Annotated in this window: 17 protein-coding genes; 8 read left to right on the forward strand and 9 right to left on the reverse strand. The window is 45.4% G+C overall.

From position 1 onward, the window contains the following. Positions 1–244: 244 nt before the first annotated feature. Together IEW69_RS02430 and IEW69_RS02435 are read left to right on the forward strand one after the other, a co-directional pair. The gene (locus IEW69_RS02430; RefSeq protein ID WP_188625242.1) at positions 245–622 is read left to right on the forward strand and encodes a BlaI/MecI/CopY family transcriptional regulator; all 378 of its coding nucleotides are present in this window, start codon (positions 245–247) and stop codon (positions 620–622) included. Beyond that, complete coding sequence (locus IEW69_RS02435) at positions 619–2,583, forward strand: M56 family metallopeptidase (RefSeq protein ID WP_188625243.1); 1,965 nt, start codon at positions 619–621, stop codon at positions 2,581–2,583. The genes IEW69_RS02430 and IEW69_RS02435 overlap by 4 nt, the downstream gene beginning before the upstream one ends. A 115-nt stretch (positions 2,584–2,698) precedes the next feature. Here the strand turns inward: IEW69_RS02435 and IEW69_RS02440 are convergent, their stop codons facing one another. The 4 genes from IEW69_RS02440 to IEW69_RS02455 all read right to left on the reverse strand — a co-directional run bounded on the left by IEW69_RS02440 (position 2,699) and on the right by IEW69_RS02455 (position 7,874). Further along, positions 2,699–3,469 (reverse strand): succinate dehydrogenase/fumarate reductase iron-sulfur subunit, encoded by a 771-nt coding sequence (locus tag IEW69_RS02440; protein WP_188625244.1) that lies wholly within the window; start codon positions 3,467–3,469, stop codon positions 2,699–2,701. Positions 3,470–3,494: 25 nt separating this feature from the next. Further along, a complete protein-coding gene (locus tag IEW69_RS02445; protein ID WP_188625245.1) occupies positions 3,495–5,474 on the reverse strand; it encodes a fumarate reductase/succinate dehydrogenase flavoprotein subunit in 1,980 nt (659 codons plus the stop codon). A 25-nt stretch (positions 5,475–5,499) separates the two neighbouring features. Next, on the reverse strand, positions 5,500–6,180 hold the full coding sequence (locus tag IEW69_RS02450; protein WP_188625246.1) for a succinate dehydrogenase cytochrome b subunit: 681 nt from the start codon (positions 6,178–6,180) through the stop codon (positions 5,500–5,502). A 170-nt stretch (positions 6,181–6,350) separates the two neighbouring features. After that, positions 6,351–7,874, reverse strand: a complete 1,524-nt coding sequence (locus tag IEW69_RS02455; protein WP_188625247.1) for a S1C family serine protease — start codon at positions 7,872–7,874, stop codon at positions 6,351–6,353. 123 nt (positions 7,875–7,997) lie between these two features. Between IEW69_RS02455 and dapF the strand changes: the two genes are divergently transcribed. Then, positions 7,998–8,786, forward strand: coding sequence for a diaminopimelate epimerase (gene dapF / locus IEW69_RS02460; RefSeq protein WP_188625248.1), 789 nt, complete (start codon positions 7,998–8,000; stop codon positions 8,784–8,786). A gap of 44 nt (positions 8,787–8,830) precedes the next feature. On the opposite strand, the gene IEW69_RS17015 is transcribed toward dapF, so the two are convergent. The 5 genes from IEW69_RS17015 to IEW69_RS02485 all read right to left on the reverse strand — a co-directional run bounded on the left by IEW69_RS17015 (position 8,831) and on the right by IEW69_RS02485 (position 16,121). Continuing rightward, complete coding sequence (locus IEW69_RS17015) at positions 8,831–11,119, reverse strand: helix-turn-helix domain-containing protein (RefSeq protein WP_188625249.1); 2,289 nt, start codon at positions 11,117–11,119, stop codon at positions 8,831–8,833. An 88-nt stretch (positions 11,120–11,207) separates the two neighbouring features. Next, positions 11,208–12,995 (reverse strand): DUF4153 domain-containing protein, encoded by a 1,788-nt coding sequence (locus IEW69_RS02470; protein ID WP_188625250.1) that lies wholly within the window; start codon positions 12,993–12,995, stop codon positions 11,208–11,210. A 35-nt stretch (positions 12,996–13,030) separates the two neighbouring features. Next, positions 13,031–13,726 (reverse strand): response regulator transcription factor, encoded by a 696-nt coding sequence (locus IEW69_RS02475; protein ID WP_188625251.1) that lies wholly within the window; start codon positions 13,724–13,726, stop codon positions 13,031–13,033. 79 nt (positions 13,727–13,805) lie between these two features. After that, positions 13,806–15,632 carry a sensor histidine kinase gene (locus IEW69_RS02480; protein ID WP_188625252.1) on the reverse strand — a complete coding sequence of 609 codons (1,827 nt, stop codon included), beginning with the start codon at positions 15,630–15,632 and terminating at the stop codon, positions 13,806–13,808. A 120-nt stretch (positions 15,633–15,752) separates the two neighbouring features. After that, entirely contained in the window at positions 15,753–16,121 is a 369-nt protein-coding gene (locus IEW69_RS02485) for a DUF3127 domain-containing protein (RefSeq protein WP_188625253.1), read from the reverse strand. Between the two features lie 71 nt (positions 16,122–16,192). On the opposite strand from IEW69_RS02485, the gene IEW69_RS02490 reads away from it, so the two are divergent. The 5 genes from IEW69_RS02490 to IEW69_RS02510 are packed head-to-tail and all read left to right on the forward strand — an operon-like array spanning position 16,193 to position 21,214. Continuing rightward, positions 16,193–17,383: a THUMP domain-containing class I SAM-dependent RNA methyltransferase gene (locus tag IEW69_RS02490; RefSeq protein WP_188625254.1), complete on the forward strand. Its 1,191-nt coding sequence runs from the start codon at positions 16,193–16,195 to the stop codon at positions 17,381–17,383. Positions 17,384–17,398: 15 nt separating this feature from the next. Then, positions 17,399–18,052 (forward strand): HD domain-containing protein, encoded by a 654-nt coding sequence (locus tag IEW69_RS02495; protein WP_188625255.1) that lies wholly within the window; start codon positions 17,399–17,401, stop codon positions 18,050–18,052. A gap of 53 nt (positions 18,053–18,105) precedes the next feature. Further along, positions 18,106–19,362 (forward strand): putative DNA modification/repair radical SAM protein, encoded by a 1,257-nt coding sequence (locus tag IEW69_RS02500; protein ID WP_188625256.1) that lies wholly within the window; start codon positions 18,106–18,108, stop codon positions 19,360–19,362. Beyond that, positions 19,362–20,132 carry a TIGR03915 family putative DNA repair protein gene (locus tag IEW69_RS02505; RefSeq protein WP_188625257.1) on the forward strand — a complete coding sequence of 257 codons (771 nt, stop codon included), beginning with the start codon at positions 19,362–19,364 and terminating at the stop codon, positions 20,130–20,132. The genes IEW69_RS02500 and IEW69_RS02505 overlap by 1 nt, the downstream gene beginning before the upstream one ends. A 56-nt stretch (positions 20,133–20,188) precedes the next feature. Further along, positions 20,189–21,214, forward strand: a complete 1,026-nt coding sequence (locus IEW69_RS02510) for a sensor histidine kinase (RefSeq protein WP_188625258.1) — start codon at positions 20,189–20,191, stop codon at positions 21,212–21,214. Positions 21,215–21,396 lie beyond the last annotated feature (182 nt).

Below are 21,396 nucleotides of genomic sequence, written 5' to 3' on the forward strand. Positions count from 1 at the left end.
CTTCTTTGAAATACAAAAATACTTTTTTGTCTTAAATGTTTGGAATTTAAAACAGTACCTTTTTTATGTAATTGGGTTATGGGGATGATTATTTACTAAAATATTTTAAACTTTATTTGCTTAACTAAGTTGTTAGTTATATATTGTACTAAGAATTTAGTTATACAGTAAATCAGATGCCTTAATTTGGTTTACAAACACCCAGCTCAGGCGGTTCACCGGACACATACAAATAAGCTATATAATGGAAATTAAAGATTTAACAAAAGCGGAAGAGCAGATCATGCAGATTCTATGGCAGATAGAAAAAGGGTTTGTGAAAGATGTGATGGACCACATTCCTGAACCGAAGCCAGCATATAACACGGTTTCAACGATCATCAGGATTCTAGAAACCAAGGGTTTTATCGGCCATGAGGCCTTCGGCAAAGCACACCAGTACCACCCGCTGATCAGCAAGGAAGACTACAAGCGCCATGCGACAGAAAAACTCTTGGGCAACTATTTCGAGAACTCTGTGGAAAGCATGTTCTCCTTCTTCGTAAAAGAGGAAAAAGTGGATCTGAGTGATGTTGATGAAATCCTTAAAATGATTCAAAAACTTAAAAACAAAGCAAAATGACCTGGGCATATTACCTTCTGCAAGCCAACATCTACCTGGTGGTATTTTACGGCTTCTACAAGCTCCTTCTGGAAAAGGAAACTTACTTCCAATGGAACCGCATTTACCTCCTCGGATCAGGGCTGTTGGCTTTAGGCATCCCGTTTATACGGCTCGATTGGCTTACGCAGCAACCGGTTAGTCAGCAGTTGTCTGTAACCGTTGGCCAGCTTGACATGATGGTGCTGCCGGAACGCAGTGCAGATGCAGGCATGATGGCGATCGGTGACGTGGTGGCCCTGCTATATACCGCAGGACTCCTACTGTTCTTCCTCCGCTTCTGCATGCTGCTCTGGCGGCTGACAAGCAGGTTGTACGGAGGCGCAAATAGTGCCGTGCAGCATGGTGCAGCATACTCGTTTTTAACCCGTAAAGCTGTTGATGTAAGCCTGGAGGGGCACGAGGTGATCAATCACCATGAGGACATCCATTTAAAGCAATTCCATAGCCTGGATGTGCTGCTGATGGAGCTGGTGGCCATTGTGAACTGGTTCAACCCGGTGGTGTACCTCTATAAGAAGGCGCTGAAAGACAATCACGAGTTTCTCGCGGATGAAGCCGCTGCAAACTATCAGGGCGACAAGGAGAAATACTCCATGCTGCTGCTTAGTGCAGCCTTCAAAGTGAGTCCTCAGCTACTTGCAAACAGCTTCTTCAGTAAACAATCATTAATTAAAAAAAGGATCTATATGCTACACAAGGAAAAATCAAGAAAGACAGCTGTACTGAAGTACGGGCTGTACCTGCCGCTGTTTTCGGGCATGTTACTACTCTCCTCTGCGAGCTTGCGCGAGAATCAGGCGGTTAATGAAGCGGTGGAAAGCATCCCCTTCAGCAACCCTATAGCGGTGGTACAAAGTACGCTACCAAGCTCGGTTGCTGCAAATGAACCGACCACGCCGATCGTAGGAAATGAAGCTGCAACCTTGCTTGCGCAGGACTGGGCACCCTTCTACAAGTTCCTGGCGAGGAACATCAAATATCCGGATGTTGCACGGAAAGCGCAGCTACAGGGCAATACGCAGCTCAAATTCACGATTGAAGGTGGTGATGTGAAAGGGTTAGATGCACTAACCAAACTTGGGGCAGGCTTAGATACAGAAGTCATGAAGGCGATTTTGGGTTACAACGGCTTCAAGGATGTAACTGATGGCAATTACGTGTTGGCGGTTGCTTTCCGGTTAGAAGGTGCAAATACACCCATCAAGAATGAAGGCCTTAAACAGGTGGAGGGCTTTACAAACCTGCAGGAGGTGAACATTGTTGGATTTGCGCATCCGAATGCGTTAGCAACTACTAAATCGGGTGTGATGGACTTCGTTTCAGTTGATACCCCACCAAGCTTTCCAGGTGGATTAAATAAGTTTTACAGTTTCATTGGGGAATCGATCAAATATCCCGAAGAGGCAGTTAAAAATAAGGTACAAGGCAAGGTATTCCTCTCGTTTGTTGTAGAAAAAGATGGTACCCTTTCCGACATACAACTTGCCGGCAGAATGCTGGGTTCCGGCACCGACGAGGAAGCTATGCGGGTGCTAAAGTCTTCACCAAAGTGGAATCCAGGACTAGTTGATGGCAAGCCCGTGGCTGTTAAATACCATATTCCAATTGATTTCTCATTATCAAAAAAAGATGAGCCGGGTACCGCTGCTAAGGATGCCAGTTTACCAGAAACTAAAGGCAAGGTAAGCAATGTGGTCGTGACCGTTAATGGAAAGCAGATGAATGGGGAGTTCAAAACGGCAACTACAACCAACGGCAAAGAGCCTAAATACATTATTGATGGTGTACCGGCAACCAAGCAGGACCTTGAAAAAATCAATTCTAATGACATTGAAAGCGTTCACGTGGAAAAAGCTAAAGACGCTAACAGTGAATCGGGCGGCACGATAAGCATTACCATGAAGAAACCCACGAAATAATTAATGTATCCGGGTGATGTATCTGATCACCAGATAAGTACAAGACAAAAGAAAACCCCGGCCAGAATACTGGTCGGGGTTTTTTATGTTAACCTTGTCTCGATGACTAAATTTACTAAACTTCCTCTTCAGAAACAAATTTAGCATGGTAAAAGTCTCTGTTCATTCTAGCGATGTTTTCCAGAGAGATTCCTTTCGGGCATTCCGCCTCACATGCACCTGTATTGGTACAGTTACCGAAACCTTCAGCATCCATCTGTGCAACCATGCTCTGTGCTCTTCTGTAGCGCTCTGGCTGACCTTGAGGTAACAAGGCAAGCTGAGAGATCTTCGCTGAGGTGAACAACATCGCAGATGCGTTCTTACAAGTTGCTACGCAAGCGCCACAGGCGATACAAGCAGCAGCTTCGAAAGCAGCATCAGATTGAGATTTTGGAATAGGAATCGCATTCGCATCCTGTGCATTTCCAGTGTTTACAGAGATGAAACCACCTGCTGCAATGATTCTGTCGAAAGCAGTACGGTCTACCGCTAAATCTTTGATTACCGGGAAAGCTTTTGCTCTCCATGGCTCTACAACGATGGTATCACCATCTTTGAAAGAACGCATGTGCAACTGGCAGGTTGTTACAAGCTCTTTTGGTCCGTGCGGACGGCCATTGATGTACATGGAACAAGCACCGCAAATACCCTCACGGCAGTCATGATCAAATACAATCGGGTCATCACCTTTGGTAATTAAATCTTCATTCAATACATCGAACATCTCCAGGAAAGACATGTCTGGTGATACATCCGACACTTTGTAGTCTACCAAGTTACCTTGGGCTTTATTATCTGTTTGACGCCATACTTTCAGCGTTAAATTCATATTTTCTGTACTCATGATATCGAGATTTTGTACTTAGCAGTTATTTATAACTTCTTTGAGCAACTTTAATGTTCTCAAACTTCAGTTCTTCCTTATGTAGCTTGAACTGGGTATCTCCGAAATACTCCCATGCTGCTACATATGAAAAATTCTCGTCGTCTCTCAAAGCTTCACCCTCTGGCGTCTGGTACTCTTCTCTGAAGTGACCACCGCAAGACTCATTACGGTTCAATGCATCAATACACATCAATTCACCAAGCTCGATGAAGTCGGCAACACGACCAGCTTTCTCCAGTTCCGGGTTAAATGATCCGGTTGTACCAGGAACGCGTACGTCGCTCCAGAACTCCTTACGCAGTGTACGAATCTCTTCGATCGCGTCTGTAAGGCCTTGTGCATTTCTAGCCATACCACATTTCTCCCACATGATCTTGCCTAATTTCTTATGGAAGTAATCCACAGATTTCGTACCGTTGATCGATAAGAACTTGTCGATCGTTGCTTTGGCAGCATTCTCTGCTTCAACGAAAGCCGGGTGATCTGTAGAAATCGGCTTAGTCGCTAGTTCTTTTGAAAGGTAAGAACCGATGGTGTAAGGAATTACAAAGTAACCATCTGCAAGACCCTGCATTAAGGCAGAAGCACCAAGGCGGTTTGCACCGTGATCAGAGAAGTTAGCCTCTCCCAATGCATATAAACCAGGTACTGTGGTCATCAGGTTGTAGTCAACCCACAGACCACCCATGGTGTAGTGCACTGCAGGATATATACGCATTGGCAATTCATATGGATCTTCTCCGGTGATTTGCTTGTACATATCGAACAGGTTACCATATTTTTCCTTGATAACCTCACGGCCTAAGCGCATGCAGGTTGCTTTATCAGGATTGTGTATGTTGTGCTTGTTTGCCTCGATACGACCGTAACGTTCAGTGTTGGCGGTGAAGTCTAAATATACCGCTAGTTTCGATTTACCTACACCATAACCCGCATCACAACGTTCTTTAGCAGCTCTTGAAGCCACGTCACGTGGTACAAGGTTACCGAAAGCAGGGTAACGGCGCTCTAAGTAATAATCTCTTTCATCTTCAGGGATCTCACTAGGCTTACGGGTATCGTCTTTTTTCTTAGGCACCCAGATACGTCCATCATTACGTAATGACTCAGACATCAGGGTTAATTTAGATTGGTGCTCACCTGAAACCGGGATACAGGTTGGGTGAATTTGGGTATAGCAAGGGTTACCGAAGAATGCACCTTTCTTGTGTGCTTTCCAGGCTGCAGTAACGTTACTACCCATTGCGTTTGTAGAAAGGTAGAATACGTTTCCGTAACCACCACTAGCAATCAATACGGCATGGCCGAAGTGTCTTTCCAGCTCACCGGTGATCAGGTTACGGGCGATGATACCACGAGCCTTTCCATCAATGATTACCACATCAAGCATTTCATGGCGGGTATACATTTCAACCTTACCCATTCCAATCTGACGCTCAAGGGAGCTGTATGCACCTAATAGCAACTGCTGACCGGTTTGTCCGGCAGCATAGAATGTACGCTGAACCTGGGTACCACCAAAAGAACGGTTGTCTAGAAGACCGCCATATTCTCTTGCCAAAGGCACACCCTGTGCAACACACTGGTCAATAATATTTGAACTCACTTCAGCTAAACGGTGAACGTTAGCCTCACGAGCGCGGTAGTCACCGCCTTTTATCGTATCATAGAATAAACGGTAAGTACTGTCACCATCATTCTGGTAGTTTTTTGCAGCATTAATTCCCCCTTGTGCGGCGATAGAGTGCGCGCGGCGAGGCGAATCCTGGAAACAAAAGCATTTAACTTTATAACCCATTTCAGCGAGCGTAGCCGCAGCCGACGCTCCAGCCAATCCAGAACCCACAACGATGATCTCGATGCTTCTTTTATTTGACGGATTTACCAAAGGCATAGAGGAACGAAGTTTCGTCCACTTCTCTGTTAAATCACCCTCTGGTATATTAGCATTCAATTCTGCCATTTTGTTAAGCTTAAACGTTCTAAAATTATTTAATTATACCTGTATAGATTGCCACAGGCATTAATGCGAAAAGCACAGAGATGATGATGGAATACCAAAATCCAAATGCTCTAATGATAGGCGAATACTTCTTGTGATTCCAGCCTAAGGTTTGAAATGCAGATGCAAATCCGTGCAGCAAGTGATATGCAAGTGAAACCATTGCAAGTACATAAAGGATCACGATTCCAAGGTTTTGGAATTTGTCAACCATTACAGCAAAAAGGTCTTCTTTACCTAGAGCATCCTCCGTAGGGATACCGGTAAAACGAGATACAACCCAGAAATCAGACAAGTGCACGATCAGGAAGATCAGGAGTAAAGTTCCCAATAGTCCCATTGAACGAGAATACCATTTACTGTTTGCTGATCCGTTGTAAGCAGCGTATTTTACCGGACGGGCAGCCCTGTTTTCAAACACTAACCTTAATCCCTGGTAAATATGTGCCAGTAAACCAACAAATAAAACGATCTCACCTGCTCTGATAATCCAGTTGTGTGCCATAAACTCCGCACCCTGGTTAAATGTCTGTCCACCATCATTGAAAAAGATCAATGAATTTATGAACACATGCACAATTAAAAATAAGATTAGAAACAGGCCGGTAATACCCATTATTAGTTTTTTTCCAATAGAAGAGGAAAAAGCGTTTCCGAAACTAGCCATTTGATATTGTTTTTGTTTTTTGTTAGGCAAAAGTATTTAATAAAAGAATTAATTCGGTAGCAGGCCTTATAAAACTCCGCTTAAACCTTAATTTAGAAACGTTCTAAGTTTAGCAAAAAAAAATGGGAGACAGTTTTCACTGCCTCCCATCATCGAATTAAAAAAACCTGTTAAAATTTGAAAGTGTAGTTTCCATTTGGTCCTACTGCTGTCACGGTTGTCATTCCGGTTTTCGATGTAGGCAATGCCGCTTTCACATCAGCACTGCTGTTAACCGGTCTGCCATTTACCGTTGTGATGATGATGCCTTCTGGCAGATCCAATGAATCAAACAGTTTACCTGGTGCCACAGAGCTTACAACCACACCACTCTTCACGCCATATTTAGCTTTCAGTGCAGTTGATGCTGGTGCAAATGAAGCACCCAGTTGCTCAATAGAAGTTCCAGTTGCTTTACCAGCAGCAGCTGTTTTCGGCTGTTCCAGGCTTTCATCACCCTTCAGGGTTACGGTTACATCTCTGGTCTTACCATCTCTCAAAATAGTCAGTTCCACTTTATCGCCAGGACTCATACGTCCGATTCTTTCTTGTAGATCCGGTGAATCGAAAATCTCAATACCTTGTACCTTTTTGATGATATCACCTGCTTTAATTCCAGCAGCGGCACCACCACCATTGGCAACAACGTCACTCACATAAAGTCCGCTGATGTCTTTTACACCAAGTTCTTTTGCATAATCTGCATCAAGTTCTCGGAAGGAAACCCCAATATAGCCGCGTTTCACTTTACCGTATTTCTTAAAGTCTTCTAAGATTTTCTTAGCAAGGTTAATTGGAATCGCAAAACCATAACCTTCATTTCGGCCGGATTGCGATGCAATCGCAGCGTTGATACCAATCAGCTCACCACTTGCGTTTACCAAAGCACCACCGCTGTTTCCAGGGTTGATGGCAGCATCCGTTTGAATGTAAGATTCAATGCTTCTGCTTCCGGCACGTTCAGGCAGCTTTCCTGTCCTTCTGTACTCTTCATATTCTTCACGGGTTGGCTGTTGTGCCTGGTCCAGAATACCAATTTTTCGGGCTTTCGCACTAACAATACCTGCGGTCACGGTTGTTTGAAGATCCAATGGGAAACCCACGGCCAACACCCACTCACCTACCTGCACATCATCGGAGTTACCCATTTTAACCACAGGTAAATTCGAACCGTCCACTTTAATTAGAGCAAGGTCAGTATTCGGGTCACGCCCAACAACAGTAGCTTCAACCTTTCTTCTGTCGGAAAGGATCACCTCGATCTTAGATGAATTTTCAACCACGTGGTTGTTGGTTACAATATAACCGTCTGGTGTAAGGATTACCCCAGAACCAGATGCCGCACGAGGTGCACTACGCATGCCACCGCCGCCACCGAAAAACTCCTCCATCATATCAAATGGCGACTCTGCTCTTCGACCAGAACTGGTGAAGGTGGTCCGGATATGGACTACAGCCGGAGAAACCGCTGAAGCCGCTTGTATAAAATCTACAGAACCTGCTGATGATATTTTCAATGGGTTGTTCGCAAACAGCACTTTTTGCCTTTCAGCCAACGTCATTCCCTCCGAATTGCGCTCTAAAAGTTTATAGGCGCCAATTGCTGAAGCACCACCAACAAGCGCAGCGATCAGTATTAATCCTATTTTTTTCATATATGTGTTTTAGTTAATTTTTATTATCTAACCTGACAGTTCAAATTTAATACCATATAAACGATATTTGTGGCATCATAACCTGTTTCGTTATGTTAAAAAATGTTAAAGGAAAATATCCCTATGAGCAATATACCCTTTTTTAAATACCAGGGCGCTGGTAACGACTTCATTTTGATCGACAACAGAGGTCTGGAATATTCAAATCTAACAGAGAAACAGGTAAACTTTCTGTGTAACAGGCGCTTTGGCGTCGGCGCCGATGGTTTGATGCTACTCCAGAACCACACCGCTTATGATTTTGAGATGCACTATTATAATGCCGATGGACGCCTTGGCAGCATGTGCGGAAATGGTGGTCGCTGCATTGTTGCATTCGCAAAGGCGATTGGCATCATCAACAGGGAGACGAACTTTCTGGCAGTTGACGGCGCACATTATGCCAAAATTTCAGAAGCTGGCAATTGGGTAGACCTTCAAATGATTGATGTTCAGGATATCCAGCAAGATGAAGAAGCATTTGTGCTGAATACAGGCTCCCCACATTATGTGCTGGAAGTAAGCAACCTGGAAGCGCTTGATGTTTTCGCAGAAGGAAAACGAATCCGCAACAACAATACCTATAAAGAAAAAGGGATTAATGTGAATTTTATAGAAGATAAGGGCGATCATTTTTTCATCCGCACCTTCGAGCGGGGCGTGGAGGATGAAACTTATGCTTGTGGTACCGGGGTAACAGCTGTAGCACTTGCCAAAGCGAAGCAGGCTAAGACAACGGGGCACTTTTCTAAAGCCATAAAGGTGTTAGGGGGCGATATGCGGGTGGAGTACAACTACGACGGACAGACTTTTACAGAAATTTTTCTTTGTGGGCCAGCCGAGCTCGTGTTCTCGGGATCAATTGAGATTTAGTTTTAGCAGCACCAATGTTTGGGTGTAAGCACTATACACAACGCCTACTCAGACTCCGCCAAATGCGCGGCTAAGCCGATCTTAATCTCACCAAAGCTGTAATCCCGGCCCAAATGCTCCCTTATTGGATTAAGCTGCATGGTCTTCAACTCGCGGATGGCATTGATGATTTTACGCAGCTTCCGCTTGTCCATTAGCCCAGTGGCCGGAATCTCCTGGGTCGCTACAAAATGTGCCAAATGCGCTTCAACCGTGCTCGCAACAAGCTTTCGTTCCTTTGCAATCTCGGCAACCGACAGGCCCTGCTTATGCAGCTGCAAGGTAAGATCCTTCGTATCCACCTTTGGTGCTTTATCTTTTGGCTCCGCCTTTTTCCTGGTAGACTTGCTTTTGGGCTTCGCTTTAACCTCGTTGAAGTCGAGCGTATTGTTCGGCATGTTAAACACCTTCTGCAGCTGAAAAGCACGGTCCGCCTCATTCAAAAGCTTGCTCACATCATCTTTGGTAAACTCCTGCTGCTGCATGGTAGCTTTTAGTAAAGCCGTAGCCTTGCGGATGGACTTAAACTTTTCATAAAACAAAGCTTCCATTTCGAGCAGTTCCGTCAAAAACGCAACCACCTGTTTATCCTGCTTCACCAGTTCCATGCGGTCAAAGATGTTCTTCGACATTTGCTGCAGCTGAGGGTTGAAGTAGTTTTCTGCGGCAATCGCACGTTCCAGCAGCAACGCCATCCCGTCATCCGTACGGTCCTGATACAAACGCAGAATCTGCGACATAAACTTGCTGGCATGCTGCTTCAGGGCGGTAAGCTCTTTCAACAGCGCCTGTGCCCATTTATGATGCTTCTGCTTGGCGGATTTACTCATGTCCTTCGTGTACGAATGCACGTGCTCATACACATAGTTGTCCAGCGGCGAAAGATCAAAACACTTCAGCAGGTAATTCCGCAGGAAATGTTCGCTTTCCGCCTTCACCTGCTCGCCCAAAGCCTCTACCTGTTGTTTCCTGCGTGAAAACAAGTCAACATTAGGGTCCTGACGGATACCCGAACCCGCAAGCAGGGAAGTCAAAATCAAACCATCAAGCGATCGTAACCTGGACAGCGCCACATAGATCTGGCCTGGCGCGAAAGCCCCACCGATATCAATAATCGCCTTATCAAAGGTTAAACCCTGACTCTTATGTATCGTAATCGCCCAGGCTAACTTAATCGGGTACTGGGTAAACTTTCCGATAACCTCTTCCTTGATTTCGTTAGTCACTTTGTCTGTAGTGTACCGGATGTTCTTCCAGGTATACTTCTCCAGCACGATCGTTTCATTTACGCCTTCCGTTTGCACCGTAATGGAGTCTTTCTGCAAGGCCGTAACCGTGGCAATTTTACCATTGAAATACCGCTTTTCAGGGGTTGGATCATTTTTAATGAACATCACCTGGGCACCGACTTTAAGCTCCAGTACATGTTCTGCCGGGTAAGAAGATTCGGTAAATTCATCTTCCACTTCCGACCGGTAAAACCAGCTTTGGGCCTTTAAAGCTTCCAGGCTGCTCCTGTTCATCAGGTCTGCCTTCTGATTGTGGGTGGTCAGCGTGATGTATTTATCATTTAGATCAGGCACAAAGTTCTCCCGGTAATAGGACTTCAACAGTGCCATATCCTTTTCAGTGACTGCATTATTCCGCAGGTTATTCAACAAGCTGATGAACACTTCATCTGCCTGGCGGTAGATCTTCTCCAGCTCAATGTAAACCGGCGGATTTTGCTGCAGCGCCAGCGCATCAAAGAAAAAAGCGCTCTTATAAAACTCTCCCAGCAGGTTCCATTCCGTAGATTTCACCACGGGTGGAAGCTGGTGCAGGTCGCCAATAAAAAGCACTTGTACCCCACCAAAACTCTCATTGCTTTTCCGCACATAGCGGAGCACCATCTCAATGGCATCCAGCAAGTCTGCCCGCAGCATACTCACCTCATCAATGATCAAAAGCTCCAGATCAAGAAAGATCTTCCGCTTGGTGGCATTCATCTGCAGGTGCCGCGTGATGGTTTTAGGGGTGTTGTATTGTTGATTATAGTGACTGTCCCCCGTAGCGGGTTGTTTAGGCAGGTAAGTCCCGAAGGGCAGTTGGAATAGCGAGTGAATCGTTACCCCCGCAGCATTAATGGCCGCAATACCCGTAGGCGCCACAATAACCGCTTTTTTATGCGTTACCTGAATTAAGTTCCGGAGGAAAGTAGTCTTACCCGTTCCCGCCTTTCCTGTTAGAAAAATATGCCTTGAGGTGTAGTTGATAAATTTGGCAGCCAGTTCAGCAGGATTCGAATCAGTCATGCACAAATTTACAAAACTAAATCGTCAACCTGCCGGAATTAAGAAAACGTAAATCAATATTAACCTTTACAGCAGCCTTACTTCTGAATTATTTAGTGGTTTTCGAACGCAGCAAAAAGCAACCATCAAAGCGCCTGGTAGAAGGCTCATTACCATCATTTACAAAAACATAAGTCAAGCGGAACACACCGGCCACCTTACTGGTTTCCAAAGCAATATCCTTAACATTTCCTGGCAGTTTATAGACTACTTCACTATCCTCAAGCAATTTTAACTTACCTGCTTTAAAGTCCGCTGTCACCGTACTAAGGCTTGAAGCAACATCAATAAGCTTAACCTCATCATCAATGCTGATCTTAACTTTCGTATCGCCAACACGAACAATCTTGATCTGGTGGCCAGCCACTTCAAACTGCTCCTCACCCGTATAATCAGGCAATGGCCGATAGTATTCGAAGCCCTTAACATTAATCGTCTCTCCGGCTGAGACTGCAACGTCCCGATCCAGGGCTTTTTTATCAACGTACTTAGGCACATTCAATATAACCATCGCAGTATCTACCTGCTGTAAGCGCACAGCATATTCATTTTCAACCTTACCAATACGCTGCTCATACCGCTCCTGCAAGGGCTTAAGGTCCCGCTCTGTAAAATCCTGCAAGGCCAAAATCCCATGATACGTAACCAGATACTTAATGATCTCTGCTTTCTCCTTTTTTGCAAAGTCAGTTTGCTGCTTCATCATTCGCTCTAGTCGCTTTGTTTGGGAGTATTTTGATACTGAAAAGGCGCTTTGGGGCCCATAGACTGCGAGCAGCGCCAGGATACACAAGCTTATCGGTATCAACCGGATGTTCTGCTTTTTACTAAAAAGGCTATATACCGTGATTATCGTTAGCCATAGTGCAAGTAAGATCAGGACATACCTGGCTTCCGTGATACCGTAAATTGAAACACGCCTCCAAACGGCCAGCAACAGCAAAGCCACCAATGGCACCATCATCACATAAAAAAAGCGCGAGAAGATGCTCATCCAGCCATTCCCTTCACGGTTCCGGATTGGATAGACGAGCAGCAGCGACAATATCCCGGCCACGGCATAACCCAGAATCAGCATCGAGACATAGCCTTTCGGCAGCTGCCAGGCAATGAGAATCTTTGCCTCATAAACCAGCAGAATAAGCAGATAAACACTTAGCAAAGGTATCAGCACATACTGTGTGAAGATTTTCAGCCATTTAGGATATTCCTGAGGCACTTCATCAAGTTCCTTGAAGTCTTTCGGTATTCCGGATAAAAAGAAAATGGTCATGAACCCAACCATCGTTACGGAAACAATGTAACCATAAACATGGCCGGATGATTTTAAATCAAACAGGGCGTCTGTAGATGCAAAAGCGATATATAATCCAATCGTCAGCACGAAAGAAAAAATGCCGGCAGTGACAATCTGCAGGAACAAACGCTCATTATAAACCCAAAAGCCGGTTACGGTTCCCCGTCCGATGAATGGGGCGAAGGACACCAGTAAATGGAAAGCAAATCCCAGCAGGAGAATCCGAAACAGGTCGGCTTCATACAGATTAGGATCTAGCACCGCATACAACAATCCGCAAAAAACCAAGACTATGATCCGCAGTCCCCATTTCTTTGCCTCGGACCATAAATGGGTTTCCGCAAAAAGATCCGCAGTAAGCAACAGCGTCAACGAGAAGTTGCAACATGCCAGGAGTTTATCGAGGTAAGTCAGCGAGGGGTTTTCAATCTTCAGAATACAGACCGCTACCGCAATCAACGTAACCAGAACCTGTAATGGAAAGCGGCGGAATACCGCCATCGTTTCTGCCCAGAGGGAAAGCAGCGAAGGTAATTTCATGCTAAAGATTTGCAATAAATGTACTTCTTCGCCTGTTAATTAACCAATAATTTATAACCCTTACCGTGAACATTCAATATTTCTACATTCGGATCTTCCTTCAAATACTTACGTAGTTTACTTAAAAACACGTCCATACTCCGACCGTTGAAGTAATTGTCATCATGCCAGATGCTTAAAAGCGCTTCTTCGCGGGTCAATACCGAGTTCTTATTCAAACACAGCAACTGCAACAATGCCGCTTCCTTGGTCGACAGTTTCTGCTGCTGACCGTTGAAATAAATCATTTGTGTGGTAAAGTCGAAGGTGTACTTACCAATTTCAAACTGGGTCTGCAATGGGCCGCGCTGTTCCGGCTCTTTTGCAGCAACCCTTTTCAGCAATGCATTTATCCGCAGCAACAACTCTTCAATCCGGAAAGGTTTGGTAATGTAATCATCGCCGCCCAGGTTGTAGGCCGATGCTTTATCCTCCATCATGGCCTTTGCAGTGGCAAAAATGATCGGCACATGCTCATCTATCGCCCGAATCTCCTTGCCCAATGTAAAACCATCCTTTTTAGGCATCATCACATCCAGGATGCACAGGTCGAACTTATGTTTGTTAAACGCCCTAAGTCCTTCATCACCATCCGTGGTCAGTACCACATCAAATTTACCCTTCAGCTGCAGGTATTCCTGCAGTAAAATACCAAGGTTCGGATCGTCTTCTACTAATAAGATTTTTTTCATCGGACAGTTTATATTGGAGTGATATCGCTCAAAGCGATCTGCTAAATTAACAAATACGCAAGCTTGTGCTGGTTTTCCGTTATTTGATCAGCGGCAAAGTAATGATAAACACCGTGCCCTTGTCTTTCTCGCTCTGTACTTTAATTGTACCACTCAGTTGTTTCACAATATCTTGAACGTAGTTCAGGCCAAGACCAAAGCCTTTTACATCATGCAAATTCCCTGTCGGCACGCGGTAAAACTGATCGAAGATCCGCTTGGAATGTTCTTTCGTAATCCCGATGCCCTGGTCAGCCACCTCTATAATCAGGTTCCTTTCCGTATTGCGTGTGCTACAGGTAATCTGTGGCGCATCGGCGCTGTACTTAATCGCATTGTCGATCAGGTTGTACAGCACGTTCGACAAATGCAGTTCATCGCCAATGATGGTCGATTGCGCTGCATCCAGGTTCAGCGTTAAGGTTGCGCCATGTTTCTGAAGTTGCAGGTGCATACTTTCGGTAACCGCTACAATGAGTTCGTTCATGTCTACTGCATCTCTTTGCAGCTGCAGCTCGTTTTTCTCCAGCCTGGCGATGCTTAGCACCCGTTCAATATGATTGCCCAGGCGAACGTTTTCATCGTAGATGATGCCGGCAAGTCTGTTAATGCGATTCGTATCTTCCACCACTTCCGGATCTTTCAAGGCCTCACTGGCAATCATGATGGTCGCTACCGGCGTTTTAAACTCGTGCGTCATGTTGTTAATGAAATCGTTCTTCATTTCAGAGACCTTCTTTTGCCGCAGTATGGTATATAAGGTGTAGGAGAAAATAAACAACAGTACCAGCAGCAGGATGCCTGAAGAGGCCATCGTCACGCGCATGGTATTAAATATGGCGACATTCTTATCCGGGAAGCTGAGGTATAACATGCCCGGGTCGCGGATGATGTCGTTGAATAAAGTTGTCTTAAATGTATTCGCCGGCACCACCTCATCAATTGGGTTGGAGGCTTTACTATAAAGCACAGAGTCACGCTTCGCCAGCTTTACCCAAAAATCATAATCCAGCGTAATGTTTTTGTTGAGCAGTTCCTTAAGGATTAAGGTATCCAGCACATCCTTGGAGATCCGCTGTGTCAGCGGTTCGTTCACATTGTGCATTTCCTTGGCCGCCTCTTCCACCACATCTACATCATCCGTATTGTAGAGCCAGGAGGTGTCAGATTCTAATTGCTTTAAACTTTCCTGATAACGTCTTTCCGCTATCGCTTCCTCACTTCTGAACTTTGCTGCTAGGCCTGCGTCAACACTTGGCAGGGAGATCTTGTATGGTCGCCCATCCACTTTACTGTATGCAAGGTAGCGGATACTATCTGGCAACTTACTCAGCCCCATGGTAAAGGTTTTTGCCGTCTCCTGTTTAAAGGTGTTCCGCATTTTACCGTTAATCATGTTGAAGTTCTCATCCAGACCAATACTGACGTCGAAGTTCAGCGGTGTTTTCTCCTGATCGCCGAGGGCGACGAATTCAGCTTCAGAGACGATGGTCGGATAAAGGAATTCTGCACGGATCACACTATCCTGAAAGTTCAGGTCGGCAAGTACCCGCTTCTGCTGATTGAACCGGCGCTCGCGCTCGTCTTTCAGCTGCTGTTCTTTAAGTTCAGCAATGGCTTTAATCTGGTTGGCGCGGTCCGTGCGGCGTTTGCTGCGCCATTCTACATCTTTCTTGTTGTAGTGCTTGTAAGCATAACGGCGTTGCACTTTGCTCACCACCTGACTAAGGGCCTGGTTTACATTCTGCTCAAACAGTTGAGAATTGAGACTATACGCCTGCTTGATGTAATACAATTGCATTACAACAACCCCCAGCAAGGCTACTGTCATCAGTCCGGTGATAAACCAAAAATTCCTTTTCTTCATTATGCTCAGGTAAAATTAAGGAAGCCACAACGGAATGCATTTAATTTAACATTTTTTAACGCATAAAAAAAGCCGGGACCCGCCCGGCTTTCGCACTAAAATTGTTTCCTTAAAAAGGTCTTAGAAAGGCAAATCATCGTCGTCGCCTGGCTTGCTGCTCAGGTCAATCGGCGGTGCATAGTCAGGTGTAGCACCTGCGCCTGCATTATTGCTAATTGTATTGATTCTCCAAACGATCATACTGTTAAAGTAAGATGTCTTTCCTGTCTTATCTGTCCAGGCACGTCCGCGCAGGTTGAAAGATACTTCAACTTCATCTCCAACTTTTAAGCCGTCAAACAAAGAGGTTTTATCCTGCATGGCTTCAAATCTTAAATATTCCGGATAGGTCGGATTTTCTGCATACTCTACAATCAGGTCACGTTTTTTAAACGTTTCACTGATTTGCTGTACCGCTCCGATCTCGTGCACTCTTCCTTTAATTTCCATAACAAATACGCTTTTATTCTTCTTGCAAGTTCAAATGTCTATAATTTTATTGATAACTTCGCGCAATAATTATGCAAGTTTTCCACACCAAAAGTAAGGTTATCATAACCTGTAACAAGCGGCTTTCGAGCTACCTTGCCGATGAGGTTTCCGCATTGGGTTTCACCATTATCCGGTCTTTCCCAACAGGCGTAGAGCTCAACATCACCCTCACCGAGTGTATAAAGCTCAATTTAAACCTTCGCTGCGCCAGTCAGATCCTGTATCACCTGAGAAGTTTCAAGATCAACAGCCCGGAAGAACTTTATCGTGAAGTGGTGGATATGCCATGGGAAGAGCTTATCGATTTCTCCGGCTATTTCTCGGTTACTTCAAATGTGGATAACGAAACCATCACCACCCCACTGTTTACCAACCTGAAAGTTAAAGACGCTATTGTCGATCGCATCAAGGAGAAAAAGGGTATTCGCCCGAATTCCGGTGCCGACGCCAATAAGACCGTCATACACCTTTACTGGAAAGATGAAAATGCAGACATCTTCATCGACACTTCCGGAGAAACGCTAGCTAAACACGGCTACCGTAAAATCCCTGGAAAAGCGCCAATGCTGGAAGCGCTTGCTGCCGGTGTAGTCATGAGCACCAAATGGGACCAGAAATCGCCCTTCATCAATCCGATGTGTGGTTCCGGAACCTTAGCCATCGAAGCTGCATTACTTGCAACCAACCGTCGCCCGGGCTTGTACCGCATGAACTACGGTTTCATGCACATCATGGGTTACGACGAACAGGAATTTTTCGCGGAACGCCGGATTCTTAAAGATCAGGTCATCAAAAACCTGGACCTGAAGATTGTCGCTTCCGATATCTCTGAAGATGCCGTGGAAGTTACACGCAGAAATGCGAAGACCGCTGGTGTAGATACCCTGATCACTTTTGAAGTTTGCGATTTCGCAGATACGCCTGTTCCGCAGGAAGAAAATGGCGTTGTGGTATTCAACCCGGAATATGGCGAGCGATTGGGCGTGCATTCGCAACTGGAGCTCACCTACAAACGTATTGGTGATTTCATGAAGAAAGAATGTAAAGGTTATACCGGTTACATCTTTACTGGAAACCCTGACTTAGCCAAAAAGATCGGCCTAAAGGCGGCTCGCAAACTTGAATTCTATAATGGAAAGCTAGATTGCCGCATGCTGGAGTATGAATTGTACAGCGGTAGCCGCAGACCAGAAGGCGAACGTCCGGTAAAGGATCTTTAAACCGAAGCCAATCGCATGCAAGAACAAGAAATCATTCAGCAGACCATCGCTTTTGTAAAACAGACTTTAGCAGGCGCAGAAGCCGGGCACGACTGGTTTCATATCGAGCGCGTCTATAAAACTGCTTTAACCATAAATGCATCTGAAAAGGCCGACAACCTGATTGTATCGCTTGCGGCCTTGTTGCACGACATTGCCGACAGCAAGTTCAACAATGGCGACGAAACCATCGGGCCGCGCATTGCAGGCGAATTCATGCAAAGCCTGAACCTTGCGCCCGAGATCATTGAACATGTACAGCAAATCATCCTGAACATGAGCTACAAGGCCAGTTTAGGTACGGTGACCTTCCACTCCCACGAGCTGGAGGTGGTGCAGGATGCCGACCGCCTGGATGCCATTGGCGCCATAGGCATTGCCCGTGCTTTCACCTACGGTGGATTCAAAAACCGGGTGCTCTATGATCCAGCCATCCCATTCGTGGAAAACATGAGCAAGGAAGCTTACAAAAACACCACGGCGCCTACCATAAACCACTTCTACGAGAAACTGCTGCTATTAAAAGACCTGATGAAGACCGCAGCAGGTAAGGCAATGGCACAACAAAGACACGATTTCATGCTTAACTATCTGGACCAATTCTACAAAGAGTGGGACGGAAAATCATAACACACTAATATTCTTAGCTTTTATTGCTATCTTTGTTAGCAAATAGTTAAGCTATGTCTGAACGTATAAGAGAAAAGCTGAATATTCTTGCTGATGCAGCAAAGTATGATGTTTCCTGTTCCTCCAGTGGCGGAACCCGTAAGAATGACAACAAAGGCCTTGGCAACAGCCATGCTTCCGGCATCTGCCACACCTACACAGAAGATGGCCGCTGTGTATCCCTCCTGAAGATTCTACTTACCAATCACTGTATTTTCGATTGCGCATACTGCGTTTCACGTAAAAGCAACGACATTCAGCGTGCCGCTTTCACCGTTGAAGAGGTGGTAGAACTGACCATGAACTTCTATCGCAGGAACTTCATTGAGGGTTTGTTTCTAAGCTCCGGCATCTTTAAGAATGCAGACTTTACCATGGAACGGCTACTACGCGTCGTGAAGAAACTGCGGCTGGAGGAGCGGTTTAACGGCTACATACACCTGAAAACCATTCCTGGCGCAAGTGAAGACTTAATCCGCGAAGCGGGCATGTATGCCGATCGTATGAGTATCAATCTGGAAATGCCAACTGAAAGTGGCTTGAAACTCCTTGCCCCCGATAAGTCACACCAGGAGGTTATTGATCCGTTGGGAATGGTGCAAAGGCAGATCGTGCAGTTCAAAGAAGAAAAGAAGCTGATCAAGAGTGTTCCCAAGTTCGTACCTGCAGGGCAAAGCACGCAGATGGTCATCGGTGCGACACCAGAGACCGACAAGGACATCATGCAAACGGCGGATACCTTTTACAAGAACTTTTCCCTGAAGCGCGTTTACTATTCCGGCTACATCCCCATCAGCAATGATAACCGGCTGCCCATGTTAGGCAGTCAGCCGCCACTCATCCGGGAAAACAGACTATATCAGACCGACTGGCTTATGCGCTTCTACGGCTTCAACGTCAATGAACTGCTTAACGATGCTAATCCCCACCTGGACATCGATATAGACCCCAAGCTAAGCTGGGCACTACGCAACATGCATTACTTTCCCATTGACATCAATGTTGCCAATTATAAGATGATCCTGCGGGTGCCAGGCATTGGCGTCAACTCCGCCAAGAAAATTGTACAAGCACGGAAGTTCGGGAAGTTAAGGATCGACCAGCTTAAAAAGATCGGTGTAGCTTATAATCGCGCTCGGCACTTCATCAAATGTGCGGACAGCCCTTACCAGCTGAAGGATTATCAGAGTACGCAAATCAAGTCTTTCATCCTTGCAGAGAGCCAAAGCAAATACCTGAAGCACGACACCAACCAGCTGATCCTTTTCTAATGCAGACCTACCTTTTTGATGGCAGTATGGAAGGCCTGCTTACGGCCGTATTCGAGTGGTTCGAACGCAAACCGGGTGCAGTCGTATTACGGAACCAAGCCTTACATCAGCCAGATGCATTTGAGCAATGCAGGGCCATCATTTCCAGCGAGCAGCAAGCCGCAAGAGTTTGGAAGGGGCTTCAGCAAAGACTGGAGAAAGGCTGGATCCGGCGCCTCACCTGCGCATACCTGTCCGAAAAGCCGGAAGTACATGAACACCTTTTTCAACTGATCTGCTACCTGTTCCAAAATCCACCGGGCGCAGAAATGAACTATGGCAATGAACACGTGCTGGAGGTGGCACAAACAGCCCGTAAAGTAGAGCGTGAGAAGCACCGTATGGAAGCCTTTATCCGCTTCCAACATGCAGCTGATGGCATCTTCTACTGTGGCATTGATCCCGATTTCAATGTACTACCCCTCCTTGGAAAGCACTTCCGCAACCGGTACCAGGATCAGCAATGGATCATTTACGATTTAAAGCGTCACTATGGCTTGTTCTTCGATTTGAATACGCTGGAAGAGATCACCATGCAAAGAGAAGAAGAAAGCAATTTGATGAACAGCAAACCCGACGTGCTTTCGGAGAAGGAAAACCTGTATGCGCTGCTTTGGAAAGATTACTTTAAAAGCACCAACATTCCGGCACGCAAAAACACCAAGCTTCACGTGCAGCATGTACCCAAACGATACTGGAAATACCTCACTGAAAAACAGGTAGAAATTTGATGTAAACATCATTTGCACTTCATCTGAAATCTAAATAATACTCGTAGCTTTCAGGCATGAAGTTGAGCGTCCTCGTATTAATTACGGCCACTGTAGTAGCCATCTCTATCGCCCTTGTGAATTTCCACTTTCAGGGCAGTCTTTATTATATGCTTGTCTCCTTTGGCATATCTTTCATCACCAGCTTTGTCGTTTTCTATTACTTACTGGAGAAGTACATTTATTCTAAAATTAAGCTCATCTATAAGCTTATCCACAACTTGAAGCTGGGTAAGGACCTTAAAGATGCGCTTGGAGAATACGTAAGTGGCGACCCCATCAATGATGTGGAATACGAAGTAAAAGAATGGGCAAGGGAGAAAAAGAAAGAGATCGACTTACTGAAAAAGCAGGAGCAATTTAGACGGGAGTTCCTATCTAACGTATCTCATGAGTTTAAAACACCATTATTTGCCATTCAGGGCTATGTAGAAACCGCATGTGACTGCCTGCACGATGATCCGGAAACGGCGAAGAACTTTCTTACGAAAGCCGGCAAGAACGTAGAACGCCTGAGTTACCTGATCAACGATCTAGATTCCATCTCTAAGCTGGAAAGCGGAGAAATTCCAATCAACTATGAGAAGTTTGACTTTGTACACCTTGCAAGGGAAATCATGGATGGCATGGAAGATAAGGCAAAAGCGAAAGGAATTGTCCTATCCTTCAAAGAAAAATACACCACACCTGCAATGGTATGGGCAGATCGGGAAAAAATCCGTCAGGTCATGATCAACCTGATTCAGAATTCCCTGAAGTATGGAAAAGAACATGGCTCAACCGCCATAAAGATTTTCGAACTACACGATCAATATCTAATTGAAGTTACCGACGATGGCATTGGGATTGATGAAAAACACCTGCCCCGCCTGTTTGAACGCTTTTACCGGGTAGACTCGCACCGTGCCCGGGAAGTTGGCGGCACCGGTCTGGGCCTTGCCATCGTAAAACATATCCTGGAAGCCCATCAGCAAATCATTTCCGTTAGAAGCACTTTGCAAATCGGGACAACCTTTGCCTTTACCTTAGAAAAAAAGAGCTAGCAATTTCTCCTACATTGCTTATTTACACCCCGGCAGCCATGCTAATACTTGTAAGCTGCAATGCTACTGATATGCTTTTTTTATGGAATTGACCCGCAATTGCATCATAGTGGAAAGAACATTTAAAATATGAATCGAGCATGCCTAGCCCTTTTAATCGTTATTTCTACACTTCTTAGCTG

This window comes from Pedobacter quisquiliarum, assembly GCF_014642175.1.
Taxonomy (GTDB): domain Bacteria; phylum Bacteroidota; class Bacteroidia; order Sphingobacteriales; family Sphingobacteriaceae; genus Pedobacter; species Pedobacter quisquiliarum.